This is a genomic window from Rhizobium sp. CBN3, assembly GCF_030518245.1.
GTDB lineage: Bacteria > Pseudomonadota > Alphaproteobacteria > Rhizobiales > Rhizobiaceae > Rhizobium > Rhizobium aethiopicum_A.
This window is the reverse complement of sequence record NZ_JAULSE010000009.1, coordinates 95,486-114,213: the sequence shown is the minus strand read 5'-3', so window position 1 is coordinate 114,213 and position 18,728 is coordinate 95,486. Positions and strand designations below refer to the sequence as shown.

Annotated in this window: 17 protein-coding genes; 8 read left to right on the top strand and 9 right to left on the bottom strand. The window is 63.4% G+C overall.

The window, feature by feature from the left end; genetic code table 11:
* Positions 1-166 precede the first annotated feature (166 nt).
* Positions 167-961 (bottom strand): IclR family transcriptional regulator, encoded by a 795-nt coding sequence (locus QWJ46_RS15570; protein WP_184455161.1) that lies wholly within the window; start codon positions 959-961, stop codon positions 167-169.
* A 103-nt stretch (positions 962-1,064) separates the two neighbouring features.
* Between QWJ46_RS15570 and QWJ46_RS15565 the strand changes: the two genes are divergently transcribed.
* The 5 genes from QWJ46_RS15565 (at position 1,065) to QWJ46_RS15545 (ending at position 5,143) form a co-directional block, all read left to right on the top strand.
* Positions 1,065-1,862: an SDR family NAD(P)-dependent oxidoreductase gene (locus QWJ46_RS15565; RefSeq protein ID WP_302752013.1), complete on the top strand. Its 798-nt coding sequence runs from the start codon at positions 1,065-1,067 to the stop codon at positions 1,860-1,862.
* Positions 1,862-2,779, top strand: coding sequence for a 2-dehydro-3-deoxygalactonokinase (locus tag QWJ46_RS15560; RefSeq protein ID WP_302752012.1), 918 nt, complete (start codon positions 1,862-1,864; stop codon positions 2,777-2,779). Before QWJ46_RS15565 ends, QWJ46_RS15560 begins: the two co-directional genes overlap by 1 nt.
* Before the next feature lie 13 nt (positions 2,780-2,792).
* Positions 2,793-3,425, top strand: a complete 633-nt coding sequence (locus tag QWJ46_RS15555; RefSeq protein WP_302752095.1) for a 2-dehydro-3-deoxy-6-phosphogalactonate aldolase — start codon at positions 2,793-2,795, stop codon at positions 3,423-3,425.
* A 4-nt stretch (positions 3,426-3,429) separates the two neighbouring features.
* Complete coding sequence (locus QWJ46_RS15550) at positions 3,430-4,317, top strand: SMP-30/gluconolactonase/LRE family protein (RefSeq protein WP_302752011.1); 888 nt, start codon at positions 3,430-3,432, stop codon at positions 4,315-4,317.
* A 220-nt stretch (positions 4,318-4,537) separates the two neighbouring features.
* Entirely contained in the window at positions 4,538-5,143 is a 606-nt protein-coding gene (locus QWJ46_RS15545) for a PRC-barrel domain-containing protein (protein WP_184455167.1), read from the top strand.
* Positions 5,144-5,377: 234 nt separating this feature from the next.
* Here the strand turns inward: QWJ46_RS15545 and QWJ46_RS15540 are convergent, their stop codons facing one another.
* A complete protein-coding gene (locus tag QWJ46_RS15540) occupies positions 5,378-6,742 on the bottom strand; it encodes a bifunctional diguanylate cyclase/phosphodiesterase (protein WP_302752010.1) in 1,365 nt (454 codons plus the stop codon).
* A 145-nt stretch (positions 6,743-6,887) separates the two neighbouring features.
* Entirely contained in the window at positions 6,888-8,615 is a 1,728-nt protein-coding gene (locus tag QWJ46_RS15535) for a response regulator (RefSeq protein ID WP_302752009.1), read from the bottom strand.
* A 183-nt stretch (positions 8,616-8,798) separates the two neighbouring features.
* Between QWJ46_RS15535 and mutL the strand changes: the two genes are divergently transcribed.
* Complete coding sequence (gene mutL, locus QWJ46_RS15530; RefSeq protein ID WP_302752008.1) at positions 8,799-10,631, top strand: DNA mismatch repair endonuclease MutL; 1,833 nt, start codon at positions 8,799-8,801, stop codon at positions 10,629-10,631.
* Positions 10,632-10,698: 67 nt separating this feature from the next.
* Entirely contained in the window at positions 10,699-10,929 is a 231-nt protein-coding gene (locus QWJ46_RS15525; protein ID WP_010010632.1) for a DUF2093 domain-containing protein, read from the top strand.
* Here the strand turns inward: QWJ46_RS15525 and lpxK are convergent.
* The 6 genes from lpxK to QWJ46_RS15495 all read right to left on the bottom strand — a co-directional run bounded on the left by lpxK (position 10,926) and on the right by QWJ46_RS15495 (position 16,780).
* Positions 10,926-11,969, bottom strand: coding sequence for a tetraacyldisaccharide 4'-kinase (lpxK, locus tag QWJ46_RS15520; protein WP_302752006.1), 1,044 nt, complete (start codon positions 11,967-11,969; stop codon positions 10,926-10,928). The two genes, QWJ46_RS15525 and lpxK, sit on opposite strands and share 4 nt — an antisense overlap.
* A gap of 90 nt (positions 11,970-12,059) precedes the next feature.
* Positions 12,060-12,782 (bottom strand): HAD family hydrolase, encoded by a 723-nt coding sequence (locus tag QWJ46_RS15515; protein ID WP_302752005.1) that lies wholly within the window; start codon positions 12,780-12,782, stop codon positions 12,060-12,062.
* A gap of 9 nt (positions 12,783-12,791) precedes the next feature.
* Positions 12,792-14,111, bottom strand: a complete 1,320-nt coding sequence (waaA, locus tag QWJ46_RS15510; RefSeq protein ID WP_302752004.1) for a lipid IV(A) 3-deoxy-D-manno-octulosonic acid transferase — start codon at positions 14,109-14,111, stop codon at positions 12,792-12,794.
* 159 nt (positions 14,112-14,270) lie between these two features.
* On the bottom strand, positions 14,271-14,519 hold the full coding sequence (locus QWJ46_RS15505; protein WP_184455179.1) for a DUF4170 domain-containing protein: 249 nt from the start codon (positions 14,517-14,519) through the stop codon (positions 14,271-14,273).
* A 62-nt stretch (positions 14,520-14,581) separates the two neighbouring features.
* Positions 14,582-15,391: a 3'(2'),5'-bisphosphate nucleotidase CysQ gene (locus tag QWJ46_RS15500; RefSeq protein WP_302752003.1), complete on the bottom strand. Its 810-nt coding sequence runs from the start codon at positions 15,389-15,391 to the stop codon at positions 14,582-14,584.
* 42 nt (positions 15,392-15,433) lie between these two features.
* The gene (locus QWJ46_RS15495; protein WP_302752002.1) at positions 15,434-16,780 is read right to left on the bottom strand and encodes a TldD/PmbA family protein; all 1,347 of its coding nucleotides are present in this window, start codon (positions 16,778-16,780) and stop codon (positions 15,434-15,436) included.
* Between the two features lie 119 nt (positions 16,781-16,899).
* On the opposite strand from QWJ46_RS15495, the gene QWJ46_RS15490 reads away from it, so the two are divergent.
* The gene (locus QWJ46_RS15490; protein WP_302752001.1) at positions 16,900-18,714 is read left to right on the top strand and encodes a monovalent cation:proton antiporter-2 (CPA2) family protein; all 1,815 of its coding nucleotides are present in this window, start codon (positions 16,900-16,902) and stop codon (positions 18,712-18,714) included.
* Positions 18,715-18,728 lie beyond the last annotated feature (14 nt).

Below are 18,728 nucleotides of genomic sequence, written 5' to 3'. Positions count from 1 at the left end.
GTGAGTTAGATCACATGGAGCCGGCCTCGGCAGACAGGCTTCGACCAATGCGTGGGTGCAGATTTCGCAGGTCATTCCACTTGGTGTGATCCGCCCGTAAATCTCAATATCGCGCTCATCATAAGCATGCTTAGCGAGTCGTCCATCAAAGATATTAGCGATACCGTCAACGGCGCGGGCCGAGGCGGACGCGCATGCCCTCCATAATCCTTGCAGCCGCCAGCTGTACGGGAACGGCCCACTGACGCAGAAGTTCCATCGACAGCCGATAGGCCGGGCCGGTGACCGAAATGCCGCCGATGAAGGTGCGATCCTCCGACCAGACCGGTGCGGCGACGCAGCGGATGCCGGCCTCGTGCTCCTCGCGGTCGAAAGCATAGCCCTGTTCGGCGATCTCGCGGATTTCGGCGGCAAGCGTCTCGGCCGAAGCATGGGTCGAGGCGGTAAAGCTGGTGAAGCTCAGGCCGGCGAGGAGGTCGACAAGAGTTTCCGGCGGAAGCAGCGAAAGAGCGGCCTTGCCGACGCCGGTGCAGTAGCAGGGCGACGCGTTGCCGATCTGCGAATACATGCGCACCGGCTGACGCCCTTCGACCTTGTCGAGATAGATGATCGACTGTCCCCGGAGAACGCCGAGATGCACCGTCTCGCCGGTCGCCTGCTGGAGTTCGCTCAGGTGCGGTTCGGCAACCAGGCGGAATTCGTTGCGCGCCCAGCTGCGCGCGGCAAAATCGAGCAGGCGCAGGCCCGGCGCATAACGGCCGTCGCCATCAAGCTCGAGCAACCCCTCCTCCACCAGGTGGCTGAGCTGGCGATGCAGCGTGCCGCGCGGCTGGCGGGCGCGCGCCAGGATATCGGTGAAGCGCAATGGCGTATCCGCATGGGTGACGAGATCGAGGAGAACCATCAATTTGCCGAGGGTGCCGGTCTCGCGTGTCTGGGACATGCCGTCGCTTGAAGTCATTGTCTATGTGCCATCAGATCGGTCCGCGCTTGCAAGCCTGCGCCCTTGACAGAAAGGCCAGCATAATCGGATAATTCCACATAGTCAAATTAAGTTCCAAATAATGGAACGTGAGAGATCGGAGGAGACGGTGAGCGCAGTGGCAGCACAATTTCCCGAGTTCAAGGATCGCGCCGTGCTCGTGACCGGCGGCGGATCCGGCATCGGCGCGGCGATCGTCGAAGGTTTCGCACGCCAGGGCGCCAAGGTCTCCTTCATCGACATTGCCGAGACGGCCGGCAGCGAACTCGCGGAAAGACTGTCGCGGGAAACGGCGCATCCGGTGCTCTTCTACCATGCCGATCTGCGCGACATCGAGGCGATCCGGCGCACGGTCGATGCCGTCGTTACCAAGTCCGGGCCGGTCCGCGTGCTCGTCAACAACGCGGCCTGGGACGACCGCCATGAATTTGATGATGTGACCGAGGCTTATTGGGACAACAATCAGGCGGTCAATCTGCGGCACGTGTTCTTCACCTCGCAGGCAGTGGCGCCGTCGATGCGGTCGGCCGGCGGCGGCGCGATCGTCAATATGTCGTCGATCGCCTTCAAGCTGAACATGGGCGGATTTCCCGCCTATGCGGCAGCGAAGGCGGCGGTCGTCGGACTGACGAAGAGCATGGCCGGCCGGCTCGGGCCGGAGAATATCCGGGTCAACTGCATCCTGCCCGGCATGGTCGTCACCGAACGGCAGATGCAGCTCTGGCTCACCGAGGAAAGCATCGCGCGCTCGGTCGAGCAGCAATGCCTGAAAGTCGCGCTCAAGGCCGATGCGATCGTCGGTCCCTGCCTGTTTCTTGCATCCGACTGCGCGGCTGGTATGACCGCCCAGTCCCTGATCGTCGATGGAGGCGTTTTGTAATGGCTAATCCCGCTTATGTCGCGGTGGACTGGGGCACCAGCAGTTTCCGGCTCTGGCTGATCGGCAGGGACGGCAGCATTCTTGCCGAACGCCGCAGTGGCGAAGGCATGACCAGCGCGGCAAAGACCGGCTTTTCCACCGTGCTGTCAGGACATCTCGCCGCTGTCGAAGCGCCGGAAGGCCTGCCTGTCATCGTCTGCGGCATGGCCGGCGCAAGGCAGGGCTGGGTCGAGGCCGGCTATATCGACGTGCCCGCGCCGCTCGCCTCGATCCTCACCGCGGCGGTTCGCGTGCCGGATGCAGGGCGTGACATCCGCATCCTGCCGGGCCTTGCCCAGCGGGATGTGGCGAGGCCCGATGTCATGCGCGGCGAGGAAACCCAGCTTCTCGGCGCGCTCGGCCGCGCGAATTCCGCGGCGCAGGCAGTCTGCATGCCCGGCACGCATTCGAAATGGGTGCATGTCGTGGACGGCAAGGTCACCGGCTTTTCGACCTTCATGACCGGCGAACTTTTTGACGCGATCAGCAAAAACACGATCCTGTCGCATGCCGTGTCAGGTGCCGAACAACAGCCGGCGGATGCGGCTGCCTTCGAGGCGGCCGTCTCGGCGGCCTTTGCGCATCCGGCCCTTGCCTCCAATCTGCTGTTTACCGCCCGTTCGGGCCAGCTGCTGCACGGGATCTCCGCCGCATCAGCGCAGGCCCGGCTTTCCGGCACACTGATCGGCCTCGAAATTGCCGGCGCGCTGCAGGATGCCGCCAACGGCACTGGCATCACCCTCGTCGCCTCCGGACGCCTGCAGGCGCTCTACGAACAGGCCTTCAACACCCTCTCCCTTGCCTCCACCGCCATCGACGCCGACGCGGCCGTGCGCCGCGGCCTATCGGCAGCCGCCGAAGCCATCTGGCCGAATTGAGAAAGCTGACATGATGAACCGTATCCCCTTCCCCGACATGAAGCGTCCGCTGATCGCCATCCTGCGCGGCATCCGGCCCGACGAGACCGAGAGCGTCGTCGGCGCCTTGATCGAAAACGGCCTGACGGCGATCGAGATCCCGCTCAATTCGCCGGAGCCATTCAAATCCATCGAGATTGCCGCGAAGATGGCGCCGGCCGAGGTGCTGATCGGCGCTGGCACGGTGCTGACGGTCGAGGCTGTCGACAGCCTGAATGCGGCCGGCGGCAAGCTGCTCGTCACACCCAACGTCGAGCCCGAGGTGATCATCCGGGCGCGCGACTATGGTATGGTGACGATGCCCGGCGTCTTTACGCCGACGGAGGCCTTAGCGGCAGCACGCGCCGGCGCCACAGGCCTCAAATTCTTTCCGGCGAGCGTGCTTGGTCCCTCCGGCATTACGGCGATCCGGGCGATCCTGCCACCGGAGTTGACGATTGCCGCCGTCGGCGGCGTATCGGACAAGAATTTCGCCGATTACACCAAGGCCGGCATCTCAGCCTTCGGCCTCGGCACCAGCCTCTACAAGCCCGGAATGACCGCGGCAGAGGTTGCCGAGCGCGCCAAGGCAACCATTTACGCCTATGATGCAGCCATGGGAGCGTGAACGTATGACCGACATTTACGAGTTCGAAGGCAAGACCCTTTGCAACACCAATTCCGTTCTCGGCGAAGGACCGACCTATGATCCGGACAGCAATACGGTCTGGTGGTTTAATATCCTCGGCAAGGAGCTGCACGAGCTCAGACTCGCAACGGGGGAGAAAAAGGTCCATCCGCTGCCTGTCATGGCAAGCGTGCTGGCCCGCATCGATGCCGGACGGCAGCTGATCGCGACGGAAGAAGGGCTTTTCGTGCGCGATGTGGCGAGCGGCAATCTCACCTTCTATGCCGCGCTCGAAAACGACAGGCCGGAAAACCGCTCGAACGACGGCCGCACCCATCCCTCCGGGGCGCTCTGGATCGGCACGATGAGCAAGCGGGCGGAAAACCAGGCCGGCGCCATCTATCATGTCGCCGGCGGCAAGGTGACCAAGATCTTCAACGGCATCAGCATTCCGAATTCGATCTGCTTTTCCCCGGATGGCACGATCGGCTACTACACGGATTCCCGCATCAACCGGCTGATGCGCGTCATGGTCGATCCGCAGACCGGCCTGCCCATCGGGGAGCCGATCGTGCTCGTCGACAGCATGGACGAACCCGGCAGTATCGACGGTTCGGTGGTCGATGCCGACGGCTATATCTGGAATGCCCGCTGGGGCGCCGGCGTCGTCGATCGCTACAATCCCGATGGCTTGCGTATCTCGCGCTACAAGGTTCCCGCCGTCCAGCCCTCCTGCCCGGCCTTCATCAGCGCCAATGCCGACCGGCTGGCGGTGACGACGGCCTGGGAAGGGCTCGACGAGGATGCCCGTTCGGCTCAGCCGAGCGCCGGCGCGCTTCTGGAACTCGGCATCGAAGTCAAGGGCGTGTTCGATCCCGTCTATGTGCTCTGACTGCCGTATCGGCCAGCCGCCATCCAAGGCGCTCCCGAGTGGGGCGCCTTTTTTCGTTTCGGGCCGTTCGCCAATAAAAGTTCCGTGATAATCGAGAAATTTTCCGTGTTTTCAACCGGAACCAATCGGCGCACCACTCATTTTCCCTTCGAACCGGCGCGGCAAGGATGATGCATTGCCGAGTCAGCGATCACTCTAGGGAAATGAAAGTAGGTTCGAAATGACACGCAAACTTTTGACGACCGTTGCCGCTGGCGCGCTGTTTGCCACGGCTTTCGCACCGGCGGCATTCTCGCAGACGGCGCCGCAGCCTGCCGATCCCGCCGCGACCAATCAGGCAGCGCCGGCCGATCCGGCTGCCCCCAAGCCGGTCACCCCTGATGTCACCAAGCCCGCAGGCGACGCAGCACAGGCTCCGGCTGCAAAACCGAGCACGGATGTAGCTCAAGGTACCTATCTGACGGAGCAGGCTCCGGACCAGGTGAGCGCCAACACCTATATCGGTCAGTCGGTCTACAACGCCAACAATGAGAGCATCGGTAGCATCAACGACCTGATCATGAAGAAGGATGGCGGCATCGTTGCTGCGATCGTCGGCGTCGGCGGCTTCCTCGGCATTGGCGAAAAGGATGTCGCCGTTCCGATGGAAAAAATCACCATCGCCCAGAACACCCAGGATGGCAGTCTCAAGCTGACAACCAGCGAGACCGCTGAATCGCTGAAGGCTGCGCCCGAGTTCAAGACGCTGGCAATGCAGTCTGCAGAGAAGGCCCCGGCCGCAACCGGCACCGATACGACGGCAACCGGTTCGACCACGCCTAAGTAAACCGCGCGAGGTAGTATAGCGTAGGCGATGGCGCTCCTAGGGGCGCCATCGCTTTTTCTGATTGCATGTTTCACGCAGTTCACCGCGCAAAACCGCTGCGCACTTTTGCTGGGATTGGCTTGTTTGTTCCACGCAATCTAGGACGCAAAACCGCTGCGCACTTTTGCTGGGATTGGCTTGTTTGTTCCACGCAATCCCGGACGCAAAACCGCTGCGCACTTTTGCTGGGATTGCTTATGCGCTGACGCGTTCGGCGGGCGCCATATCGTAATAATTCTCGTGCAGGAAGCGCAGCGTGGCGATGCCATCGGCTGGGCGGCCGAAATGGTAGCCCTGGCCCATGCCGCAGCCGAGCGTGCGCAGCTTCACCGCCTCGGCATAATCCTCGATGCCTTCGGCCACGACTTCCAGCTCCAAGCCTTCGCACATGGAAAGGATCGCCTTGATGATGTGTTCGGAGGCGCGATCGGAATTGATGCGCGAGACGAAGGCACGGTCGATCTTGATCTTGTCGAAGATGAAGTCACGCAGACGCCCGAGGCTCGACTGGCCCGTGCCGAAATCGTCGAGCGAGATGCGAACGCCGGCGGCGCGCAGATCGGCGATGATGCGGTGGGCGGTATCGGCCGAACCCATCACCGCCGTCTCGGTGATTTCCAGTTCCAGGCGATGCGGATCGAAGCCGACCCGGCCGAGGATCGACAGGATGCTGCCGCTCGTGCCGGGATCCATCAGCTGCGCCGAAGAGAGATTGAACGACAGAAAGAGTTCGCGCGGCCAGGAGAGGGCTGCTTCAGCGGCCTTGCGAAGCAGGGCCTCCGACAGCGCGTCGATGAAACCGCGCTCTTCGGCGAGCGGCACGAAGACGCCGGGGGACACGAAACCGAGATCGGGATCGTTCCAGCGGGCGAGCGCCTCGAAGCCGACGACCTGATTGTTGGCGAGCGAGACGATCGGCTGGAAATGAACATCGATGGCGTCGGAGATAATGGCGTTTCTCAGCGCCTGCTCCAGCTGTGTCGCGCGCTTCATCTCCTGGGCGATTTCACGCGAATAGACGGTGATCTGGCCGCGGCCGCGGCGCTTGGAACGATAGAGGGCGGTTTCGGCGCTCTTCAACAGTTCTTCGCTGTCCTCTCCGGCGAAGGGATAGATGGCGAAGCCGAGGGAGGCAGACAGACGCACATTGCGGTCGCCGAGGTCATAGGGCGCCGACAGCACCTCGCGGATCATCTGGCCGAATTTTTCGGCGCTCGCCCGCTCGAAGATTAACGGCAGCACGAAGGCGAATTCGTCACCGTCGTGACGGGTGACCAGCGCCCCGTCCGGAATGCAGGCCCTGAGCCGATGGGCGACCTGGCAAAGGATCTCATCGCCGGCGGAGGAGCCAAAGAGATCGTTGATCGGCTTGAAGCTGTCGAGATTGGCGATGCCGATGGTGAACGGAGCGGGATCGCTGGCGCGCTCGGCGGAGATCTGCAGCACCTTGTCGCGCATGCGATTGCGGTTTCCCAACCCGGTCAGCGGATCGGTATAAGCCATCGCCTGAAGCTCATTGTGACTCACGGTCAAGGAAGCTGTTTCCGCCGATTTCATCATCCAAACCCGAGCTTCCCTCCGCAGCCGGGGAGAGAATGACCGGCATTTCTTAACAATTCGCTAGTAAATCAGCTGCCTTAACGGGCTGATCTACCCCAGATTTGGGAGATTGCGGTATACGGGAGACAGCGACCGGACTTCCGTCTCATCCGTTCGCTCGAACCGGCGCAGCCCCTTCTGTCAAGAATTTCTGAAATATCGTCTCCAGCATGTCGGGACTGACGGGCTTCATGATGACGTCGTCCATGCCGGATTTGGCGCATTCGGCGCGATCGCGCTCGAAGGCCTGGGTCAGCACGCCGATGATCGGGGTGCGGGCTGCGCCGCCGGCTTCTTCCATCTGGCGGATCAGGCGCGCCGCCTCGAAGCCGTTGAAGCCCGGCAGCGAAATGTCCATCAGGACCACGCCGGGCCGGTGTTCGGCCCAGAGGCGCACGACTTCGTCGCCGGTCGCAGCGATCATATGACGATAGCCGAGGCCCTCGAGGATCTGTGAAAACACGATCTGATTGATATCGTTGTCTTCGGCGACGAGAACCTGCAGGCCGGCCGTATCGTCGGAAGTGCTGATTTCCCAATCCGCGTCCGCCCCGCCGCCGCTGTTGCGACTGTTGCGATTAAAATGGCGGGCGATCTGAAAGGTCAGCTCGTTGGCGATCTGGAAACCGTCCATGACGAGCGCCGGAATTCCGTATTGCTCGGAAAGCTCGAGGCAGCGCATGCCCATCTGATTGTCGATGATCAGCAGATCGAGCGAAATGCCCGAGGAGGTGGCGATTTCCAGAAACCGCTCCTCTTCATCCTCGCCGCGCACCGAGCAGGATTCGAAACCGTATTTCGTCAGCGTCCGCAGAGCGGCGGTCTCGGCGGCGAGGTCGGCGGTGACGACGAGAATCTTGCGGCCGGAGAAATTCTCCGGAACGATCGCCTCCATCGCCGCCGGCTCGCGGCGCTCCACCGCGCTCGGCACCGGCACATAGGCGCGGCGATAACTCTGGTTGGTGGAGGCGGTGATCGCCGAGGCGCGGTCGAACTCCTCGAGATCGGCGCCGTCGCGCGGCAGGTCCTGCATGGTCGACACCAGGAAATAGCGGCCGGGCTTGCCGATGCGGTGCTTGCGGCTGACGATGTCGCGCTCGATGCCGTCGCGGGAGATCTGCCGCTGGCGGGAGATCGACATCTCGCCGGTTTCCAGCACGTGACGATCGCTTTCTTCGAAGCGCTTGGCGATCTCGGGTGAGAAGAGATCACCGCTCTTGCGCCCGAGCACCTCGTCGGCGCTCCTCTGGTATTTCTCGCAAAAGGCGAGGTTCACCGCGACATAGGTGAGGTTGCGATCCTTGACGAAAAGCGGGAACGGCAGGTTGTCGAGAATGTCTTCGGTGAGCTGCACCCGCTCCATGTCCGAGCGCCACTGCTCCTCGCGCTTCTTGTCCTCGGAAATGTCGGAGACGACGGTGACGCCGTAACCGCCCGGCAGCCTGCGCTTGACGAAGCGGACCCAGCTGTCGGCGCCATGTCGCTCGACGGATTCGTAGCGCTCGCGCCAATGCGAGGCGATTTTCTGCGACAGCCAGTCCTCGCGGCTGAGCGAGCCGCTCTGCCTGATATATTGCTGACGAACGCCGGTATCGTAGATCGCGCCCAGGAAATCGCGCAGCCGGATGCCTGGCTTCAGCATCTCGGACGGCAGGGGGAAGAATTCGAGAATCTGGCGGCTTGCGAAGATCAGATGATCGTTCTTGTCGTAGATGATGAACGCTGCCGAAAGGCTGTCGCACACCGCATCGAAGAGCGCCGTCTGCAGATCGGCCCCGGCGAGAGTCCCGTCGGTCTCTGATGATGTGTCCGCCTTTTCGAAGCCGGCACTCATTCCATTTCGTCCCACATCTGTTCGATTTCGCGGCTTCCGGAGGTGTGTGATTAGAAATGCCATTTTTCTGTTAAAACCGGCTTAACACTACCGATCCCCGAATTCGCGGGAGCCGCGGATCACAGTTTCGCCAAGCGATCGGAAACCCCTTCCCTCCAGCCCGCGAATCCCCGAAAATAGCCCATGGCCATCAGACAGCTTTCCGAAACGCTCATCAACCAGATCGCCGCCGGCGAAGTCATCGAACGGCCGGCGAGCGCTGCCAAGGAATTGATCGAAAACGCGCTCGATGCGGGGGCGACGCGCATCGAGATCGCCACGGCAGGCGGCGGCAAGGCGCTGCTGCGGGTCAGCGACAACGGCTCCGGCATGGACGTCGCCGATCTGGAACTGGCAATCAGGCGCCACTGCACCTCGAAGATCTCCGAGACGCTTGAGGACATCAGAACGCTCGGCTTCCGCGGCGAGGCGCTGCCTTCGATCGGGTCCGTGGCGAGACTCAGCATCGCAAGCCGCAAGCGCGACAGCGCCAGCGGCCACGAGATCGCCGTTGCCGGCGGCAAGGTCTTGCATCTCAGGCCCGCCGCCGCCAATCCCGGCACGATCGTCGAGGTCCGCGACCTGTTCTTCGCCACGCCGGCGCGGCTCAAATTCCTGAAGACGGAGAAGGCTGAAGCCGGCGCCATTACCGAGATTGTCAAACGCATGGCGATCGCCTTCCCCGCCGTGCGCTTCGTGCTGTCCGGCTCGGACCGCGCGACGCTGGAATTTCCGGCGACGGGCGACGATCATCTGGCGCGCATGGCGCAGGTGCTCGGCAAGGACTTCAGCGACAACGCCATTGCGCTCGACGCCGTGCGCGAGGAAATCTCGCTGACCGGCTTTGCCGGCGTGCCGACCTTCAATCGCGGCAACTCCGCCCATCAATATGCCTTCGTCAACGGCCGCCCGGTGCAGGACAAGCTGATCCTCTCGGCGATCCGCGGCGCTTATGCCGAGACGATCCCGTCCGGGCGCTATGCGGTGGCGGTGTTGTCGATCGCTCTCGATCCGGCCCTCGTCGACGTCAACGTGCATCCGGCCAAATCCGACGTGCGCTTCCGCGACCCAGGCCTGGTGCGCGGCCTGATCGTCGGCGCCATCCGCGAGGCGCTCGCGCGCGACGGCAGCCGGGCGGCAACGACCGGCGCGAGCGATATGCTGCGCGCCTTCCGCCCCGGTTTCCAGCCCTATGGGCAGCGGCCATCGGCGCCATGGTCGGCAGAGACCTCCCCTTCCCGCCCCTACCAGCCGGCACCGGCTTTTTCCGAACGGCCGCAGGCTTCCTTCGACGGCCTGTCGATGCCGACTGCACGGGCCGAGCCGCAATTTTCTCCCGACCCCGTGTCTCCCGGCCTGGCCTCCCCTAGCCCGGCCGCCCCGGAAACCGTTGGGCGTTATCCGCTCGGCGCGGCACGGGCGCAGATCCACGCCAATTATATCGTCGCCCAGACCGAGGACGGGCTCGTCATCGTCGACCAGCATGCGGCGCATGAGCGGCTGGTGTTCGAGGCGATGCGCAAGGCGCTGCATTCGAAGCGGCTGGCCTCGCAGGTGCTGCTCATCCCCGAGATCGTCGACATTCCGGAAGAGGATTGCGACCGGCTGATGCTGCATGCGGCAGAGTTTGCCGAACTCGGCCTGGCGATCGAGCGCTTCGGTCCCGGGGCGATCGCGGTGCGCGAAACGCCGGCCATGCTCGGCGAGGTCGACGCCCATGGCCTGATCCGCCAGCTTGCCGACGAGATCGCCGAATGGGATACGGCGTCGGGCCTGTCGGCCAAGCTCGAATATGTGGCGGCGACCATGGCCTGCCATGGATCGGTTCGCTCCGGCCGGCGGCTGCGGCCCGAGGAAATGAACGCGCTGTTGAGGGAAATGGAAGTGACGCCCGGCTCCGGCCAGTGCAATCACGGCCGGCCGACCTATATCGAATTGAAGCTCAGCGACATCGAGCGGCTTTTCGGCAGAAGCTGAAAAAGCTGGCAAAGCCGCCTTTGCGGGAGTATGGCAGACGGATGACAGACTGTAGGGAACGGAGCGCATGAATTTGTTCGAAGGGCACGGAAACCGCGAGGCGAAGATCCGCTATCTCGACGGCGATTTCCAGATTCTCTCGCCCGGCTCCTATGTCGTCTGCGCGATGACCGGAAAAAACATCCCGCTCGACGAGCTGCGCTACTGGAGCGTCGCCCGGCAGGAGCCCTATGCAGACGTAATCTCGGCGATCGAAGCCGACAAACGCGCCGGCGTGCTGCCGAACCAACGGCGTTAACTCTTACCTTTCAATTCCTTGAGGCGCCGCTCGCGACAGGCGACGATCGCCCGGTCAATGATCAGACCCGGGGCGAGATGATCCTCAAAGACCATATCGACCTCGATGACCTGAGCCTTCTGCGCCAGTTGCTCCGCCTTGCCGTGATGGCCGGAGAGGCGAACGAAATCCTTTGACGTGGTGACGATCAGAAGGTCCTGGCGCTCGGCGGTCGTCAGGATATCGTCGATCTCCTCCTCGGTCAGGTGCTCGTGGTCGCCGAAGGTCTTGGCGACCGCGATTTCGGCGCCGCGCGATTCGACGGTGCGGAAGAATTTGGCGGGATCGGCGATACCGGCGAAGGCGAGCACCTTGATGCCGGCAAGCCTGTTGTCACCGCGCACCTTCAGCGAGGCGGTGAAATAGGGCTTTGCCGCGCGTGCCGCCATGCGGACGATGCCGTCGGCGGCATTGCCGCCGCCGACCTTCAGCAGCGCCGTCGCCGAACGCAGCTGCTGGCGGATCGGCGCGCGGACCGGGCCGGCCGGCACGATATGGCCGTTGCCAAGGCCGCGCGTCGCATCGATGACGAGCAGCGCATAGTCGATCGCCAGCCGGGCGCTCTGAAACCCATCATCCATGATGATGAGATCGGCGCCTTCCGCCACCAGGCGCCGAGCACCATCGACGCGCCGGCGGGAAATCACCGTCAGCGCCTCTTGGGCGAGCAAAAGCGGTTCATCGCCGACGGCGACCGCCCGGTGATGATGGGGATCGACCACCGTCGTCACGTCGAGCGAGCCGCCGTAACCTCGGCTGAGAAAGCCGGGCTTCAGGCTTTTCGCCTTGGCGGCGCGGGCAAGCGTCAGCGCCGTCGGCGTCTTGCCGGCGCCGCCGACGGTGAAATTGCCGACACAGATGACGGGAATGGAAACCGAGGCGCGGCGCGCATGGGCCATGCGATGGCCGGCGATACGGCCGTAAAGAAAGGACAGCGGCGCCAGCAGCCAAGCCCGCCAATCGGCTTTCCTCCACCAGAACGGCGGCGCTTCTGAAATCATTTTGCCGTCCCGCTCCCCGCCGGCCAGAGAATTTCGTTTTCCCGGCCGGATTGAGAGGTTAAAATCGATGAAAATGCAAGCCTTTACCGATCAGGCCGGCTGCAGATCAGGCAGCAGCGTCTCAAGGGCGGTAATATCGTCGAGCACATGATCGGCGGCCGCGGCAAGTGAATCGCGCGAGCCGGTTCCCGTCAACACGGCGATCCTAAGTCCCGTGCCGGCGTTCAGGCCCATGTGCAGATCGTGATTGTTGTCGCCGACGATCGCGACCTCTTCAGGCAAAAGCCCGGTCGCAGCGCAGAAGCCGAGCACCATGCCCGGCTCCGGCTTGACGCCGAAGCCGCTGTCGTAGCCGGCGATATAATCGACATAGCGGACGAAACCGAAGCGCTCCGCCGTCTGGCGGATGGAGCGCTCATTGTCGCTGGAGGCGACACCGAGCTTGAAACCGCGCCGATGCAGCCTTGCGAAAAAGCCGGCAAGGTCGGTCACCGGCACGGAAAATTCAGCGGCGCCGGAAAAGAGGTCGTCGAGACGGATCGTCAATTCGTCGATGTCGAGCATCGACCCGGCGGCGACGAGTCCCTCGGCGATCTGCCTTGTATTGCCGGCGGCGAGCAGGCTGTCGGGGACGATATGGCCGCTCACCGGATCCATGCCGCAGGCGGACAGCAGCCGGTCGGCCAAAAGCGGATCGCCCTCAGCGGCGATGCGGGCAAGCTCGCGATTGACCGGCAGCCAGCTCTCATCATAGTCGAGCAGCGTGCCGTCCTTGTCGAAGAGGATGCCTTTGATATGCGCCGGGCCCGACATCGCGTCTCCTCAGAACTGGGCCGCGGCCTTGGGCAACAAACGCGCCTTGACCGTCAGCGGGTTGATATAGGGTTCAAGCCCCTTCAGCGTCGCCGACAGTGCGCCGCGCATCTCGTGCACGGTGGCGACGCCGGCCTCGATCATGTTCCGGCGGGCTTCATCGTTGGTCAGCAGGTAATGCACGCCCTTGGCCAGCATTTCGGTATCGCGCACCATGCGGGCGCTGCCGCTGCGGGCGAGCTTCTGGTAGGCCTCGCGAAAGTTCTGCACAGCGCCGCCGGAGAGGATGGCGCAGCCGAGCATGGCGGGCTCCAGCGGGTTCTGACCGCCCTCTGCAAAGAGCGAGCGGCCGACGAAAGCGATTTCGGTCAGACGGAGATAAAGCCCCATTTCGCCGATCGTATCGCCGAGGAAAACATCGACATCGGCCGAGAGGACATCGTCGCGGGTGCGGCGGGCGACTTTCAGCCCCTGCTTGACGAGCGCCGCCTCGATCTCATCGCTGCGCTCGGGATGGCGCGGCACGATGATCGTCAATTGACGATCGCGCTCCTTCAGGGCGCGATGGACGATGCCGGCGGCATTCTCCTCGCCGTCGAAGGTGGAGATCGCCGCCCAGGTTTTGCGATCGCCGATCTGCTTCTTGTAGCGGGCGAAGACAGCGCTGTCATAAGGCGGCGCGTCGGTATCGACCTTTAGATTGCCCGAGGTGATGACGGGAACGGCACCGAGATCGCGGAACCGCTCGGCATCGACATCGGATTGGGCGATGACGAGAGCGAGGTTCTCGAACAAGGCCTCCGCAATCGACGGGCGGCGGCGCCAGCGGGCAAAGGAGCGGTCCGACATGCGGGCATTGACCAGGATCTGCGGGATGCGGCGACGGCCGAGCTCCAGCACGGTCGCCGGCCAGATCTCGGATTCGGCGATGATGGCGCAATCGGGCTGCCAATAATCGAGGAAGCGGCTGACGGAGGGTTTCAGATCGAGCGGCACATATTGATGGATCGCCTCCTGGCCGAGGCGCTCGGCGGCGAGCCTGGCGGAGGTGATGGTGCCGGTGGTCAGGATGACATGGATATCGCGGCGGCGGATTTCGCGGATCAGCGGAATGACCGCATTGGTTTCGCCCACACTTGCGGCATGGAACCAGACGAGCGGGCCCTGCGGCCGATTGGCACTCGGATAGCCGAAGCGTTCCAGGCGGCGCGCCCGGTCTTCCTTGCCCTTGGCCGTGCGGTAGGTCAGATAGAGGCCGACAACCGGAGAAGCCACGGTTCCCGCCAGACGGTATGTGCTCAGACCGAGCCGCGCCATCCGGGAGCTCATCGCGCCAGCCTCCGACCCAAGACGATCGACATCAAACCCATTCCCTTATTATCGTTGCGGCCGGAATGGCCGATCAATTTGTTCAGAATGCGTCAAACGATCCGGATCGACGGGCGCCCGATGCACGAAGGCCCGTTCGGCTGGCGGCGGCTGCCGAGGTCAGTTGCCCCCAGCCTTTTGTTGCGGATCGAGCAGACGGTGCATGTGGACGATAAAATAGCGCATATGCGCATTGTCGACCGTCTGCTGCGCCTTCGCCTTCCAGGCCGTCAGCGCCGAGGCATAGTCGGGAAAAATGCCGACGATATCGAGACCGTTCAGATCACGGAACTGGACATCCTCGAGGCTTTCCAGTTCGCCGCCAAAAACGAGGTGCAAAAGCTGCTTCTTGTCACCGGAGTCAGTCATTTTCTTGTTCTCTTTCTGCCTAGTTCCTCCGCCACCTCATCTGCGGGATTTTGACGGAAACGTCAACTGTCTCGTCGCCCGGCAAAGGCCGCGAGGAACTCACCGATGCGGCGCGTCGGCGCCGCACAGAGGACCTTATGGGTGACGTCGGCCCTGTTGTAGACGATCGGCTTGCCGTCGAGGTCGACGAGGCCGCCGCCGGCGCAGGCCAGAACGAGATCGGCGGCGGCAAGATCCCAGTCATGCGAATTGCCCTTGACGAAGGTGCCTTCGAGACGTCCATCCGCCACCATGGCAATGCGATAGGCAAGCGACGGGACATATTTCTCGCGTCTCACGCGGTCACGGAACGCCGGCTGAAAGGTCTTCAACAGGTCCTCGCCGATCGCAAGCCGGCTCATTTCGTCAGGCCCGGCGGAGGAAACGGTGAGGGGCACACCATTCTTCAGCGCCACGCCGCCATCGACGGCCTCGTAGAATTCTTCGAGCGCCGGTGCATAGAGCACGCCGGCGACGGGGCGGCCGCGATGCACGACCGCGACGCTGACGCACCAGACCTGCTGCCCGCCGAGGAAGGCGCGGGTGCCGTCGATCGGATCGACGATGAACAGCGTCTCGCGCGAGAGGCGGCCTTCATCATCCTCGGTTTCCTCCGACAGCCAGCCATATTCCGGCCGCGCCTTGCGCAGGATTGTTTCAAGCGTCTTGTTGGCGGCGAAATCGGCGGCGCTGACCGGAGAGCGGTCTCCGTTCTTCCACCAGACCTCGGGAGACTGGTTGAAGAAGCCGTAAGCGACCGCGCCGGCCTCCTTCGCAGCATCGGCGATCAAGGCGAGATCGCTCTGCCAGCGGAGCTTTTCCCTATCGCTCATCCGTCAATCCATTTTCTGCCGCCCGTTTCCTCTGGCCGTTTCTCATTGGCCGGCGAGCGTCATGCCTTCGATCGCGAAGGTCGGAGCCGCGACGCCGAACTTGCGGTCGATGTCGTTTGCCGGCGTCAGGCGCATGAACATGTCCTTGAGGTTTGAGGCGATCGTCACCTCGGACACCGGGAACGTGAGTTCGCCGTTCTCGATCCAGAAGCCGGTGGCGCCGCGGCTGTATTCGCCGGTGATCATATTGACCCCGTGGCCGATTAGTTCGGTGACGTAAAAACCCTTGCCGATGCTGTGGATCAGCTCCTCCGGCGAGATCTCGCCCGGCTCCAGGGCAAGATTGGTGGAAGACGGCGTGACGGCGCTGCCGCCGCGCACGCCGCGGCCATTGGTCTCGAGGCCGAGTTCGCGGGCCGTCGAGGTCGAGAGGAACCAGTGCTTCAGGACACCGTCTTCGATCATGACAAGCCGCTCGCCGGACACGCCCTCACCATCGAAGGGACGCGAGGAAGGCCCGCGCACGATCAGCGGATCGTCGGTGATCGACAGGCCCGACTTCAGCACCTGCTGACCCATCCTGTCACGCAGGAAGCTGGTCTTTCGGGCGACGGCGGCACCGTTGATCGCCCCGGCGATATGGCCGACAAAACCGCGGGCGACGCGCGGATCGAAGACGACGGTGACGTTCTTGCCGGTCGGCACCTGGCGCGGATTGACGCGCTTGACCACCCGCTCGCCGGCGCGGCGGCCGATTTCGGAAGGATCGTCGAGCTCGGCGTAATAAAGCCGGCTGTCGAAATCATAGTCGCGCTCCATGCCGGTGCCTTCGCCTGCGATGACGCTGACGGAGGTGCCGAAACGGGAGGCCATGTAGCTGCCTTGGAAACCGTGCGATGTCGCGAGAACGAGACCGCCCATGCCGGCCGATGCGCCGGCGCCGGAGGAATTGGTGACGCCCGTGACCGCAAGGGCTGCCGTCTCGGCGGCAAGAGCCGCCTCGCGCAGCATCTCGGAGGAAACGTCCGTGGTATCGAGCAATTGCAGGTCGGGATAGGACTTGGCAAGGTTCGCCTCGTCCGCCAGGCACGCGTATGGGTCTTCCGGCGAAACCTTGGCCATGGCGACGGCCCGTTCGGCCAGCGCCTGGAGATCGAAGCCCGGATTGGCCGAAACGCTGGCGACGCGCTTGCCGATGAAGACGCGCAGCGAAAAATCGTCGCTTTCCGACGATTCCGTTCCCTCGACCTTGCCAAGCCGGACGCTGACCGATTGCGAGCGAGAGCGGACGACGACGGCGTCGGCAGCGTCGGCTCCTGCCTTCCTTGCCAGATCGATCAATTGACTTGCGCGGGAAAGAAGTGTCGAGGAATCGATTTCAGAGGACATGATTTGGCCTTTCCTTCGGCTTCCATTTATTGTGCACTCTCCCTGGCATCAAGGCCGCCGTCGCCGATTCTTTGTCACGGCTGCCCGGATGTTTCCCGCCGTCGAAAGAAATCGCCAGCATGTCAGCGCCCAACGACCTTTTTTCCGAAACGATCCTGCTGCTCGGCGGCGCGGTGGTCGCCGCTCCGATCTTCAAGAAGCTCGGGCTCGGCACGGTGCTCGGTTACCTCGCCGCCGGCATCGTCATCGGCCCGGTCTTCCACGGCATCACCGATGGCGAACAAATCCTTGCCGTCGCCGAGCTCGGCGTCGTCTTCCTGCTCTTCATCATCGGCCTGGAGCTGAAGCCAAGCCCGCTCTGGCAGATGCGCCGCGACATCTTCGGTCTCGGCACGGCGCAGGTGGTGGTGACAGGGCTGGCGCTGACGGCGCTCGCCTGGTTTTCCGAAGTTCTCGATTGGCGCGGCAGCATCGTCGCCGGCTTCGGCCTGGCGCTGTCCTCGACGGCTTTCGCCATGCAGATCCTCGAAGGCGACGGCGATGTCAATACGAGATACGGGCAGCGTTCCTTCTCGATGCTGCTGTTCCAGGACCTGGCGATCGTGCCGCTCTTGGCGCTGATCACCGTTCTCGACGGCAGCGGCAAGGGCAGCAATATGCCGCTCACCGATTTTGCCGTGGCCGTCGGCGCCGTGGCGGCGATGATCGTCATGGGGCGCTATCTGCTGACGCCGCTCTTTCAGATCATCGCCCGCACCGGCGCGCGCGAGGCGATGATCGCGGCGGCGCTCTTCGTCGTTATGGGATCGGCAAGCCTGATGCAGCTTGCCGGACTGTCGATGGCGATGGGTGCCTTCCTGTCCGGGGTGATGCTCGCCGAATCCTCGTACCGGCACGAGCTTGAGGCCGATATCGAGCCTTTCCGCGGCGTGCTGCTCGCCATCTTCTTCATCGCCGTAGGCCTGTCGCTGGAGCTCGGCGTCCTCGTCGACAACGCGCTCTTCGTCATCATCGCCGTGCCGATCGTCATGGCCGTCAAGGCGATCATCATCTACGGGCTCTGCCGGATGTCAGGATCTCCGCACAATGATGCGATCCGCATTGCCTTCCTGCTGCCGCAGGGCGGCGAATTCGGGTTCGTCCTGTTCACCACCGCAGGCGCGGCCGGGCTGATGTCGACGAGCACCGCATCGCTGCTGGTGGCGATCGTCACGCTGTCCATGGCGCTGACGCCGATCGGCGCGGCGCTGTCAAAGCGGCTGCTCAATGGCGATGAACAGGAGGAGCTGGACGAGGATTTCGAAGGTGCCGGCGCCGACGTGCTGATGGTCGGCTTCTCGCGTTTCGGCCAGATCGCCGCCCAGATCCTGCTTGCCGGCGGGCGCAGTGTCACCGTCATCGACTTTTCCGCCGACCGCATCCGCCAAGCCTCCTCCTTCGGCTTCCGCATCTATTTCGGCGACGGCACCCGCAAGGACGTGCTGCGCTCGGCCGGCATTGACCGGACGAAGATCGTGCTCGTCTGCACGCAGAAGAAGGAGATCACCGACAAGGTGGTCGAACTGGTGCAGGCCGACTATCCGCACACGCGCCTCTACGTACGCTCCTATGACCGAATCCATTCGATCGAACTGCGCAACAAGGGGATCGATTACGAGCTGCGCGAAACCTTGGAATCGGGCCTGCTGTTTGGACGGCGGACGCTGGAGGCGCTCGGCGTCTCCGAGGTCGACGCCTATGAAATCGGCGAGGATATCCGCAAGCGAGACGAGGCGCGGTTGGTGCTGCAGGTCTCCGAAGGGCTACAGGCCGGTCGCGACATGCTGTTTTCCCACCCGGTGCGGCCCGAACCGCTGCTCAAGCCGAAGCGCGCCGCCGATCCTTTCGAGGACGATCCGCTGGCGGGAATCGCGGATGCGACGGCGGACGCATAAATCAGTTCCGGCTA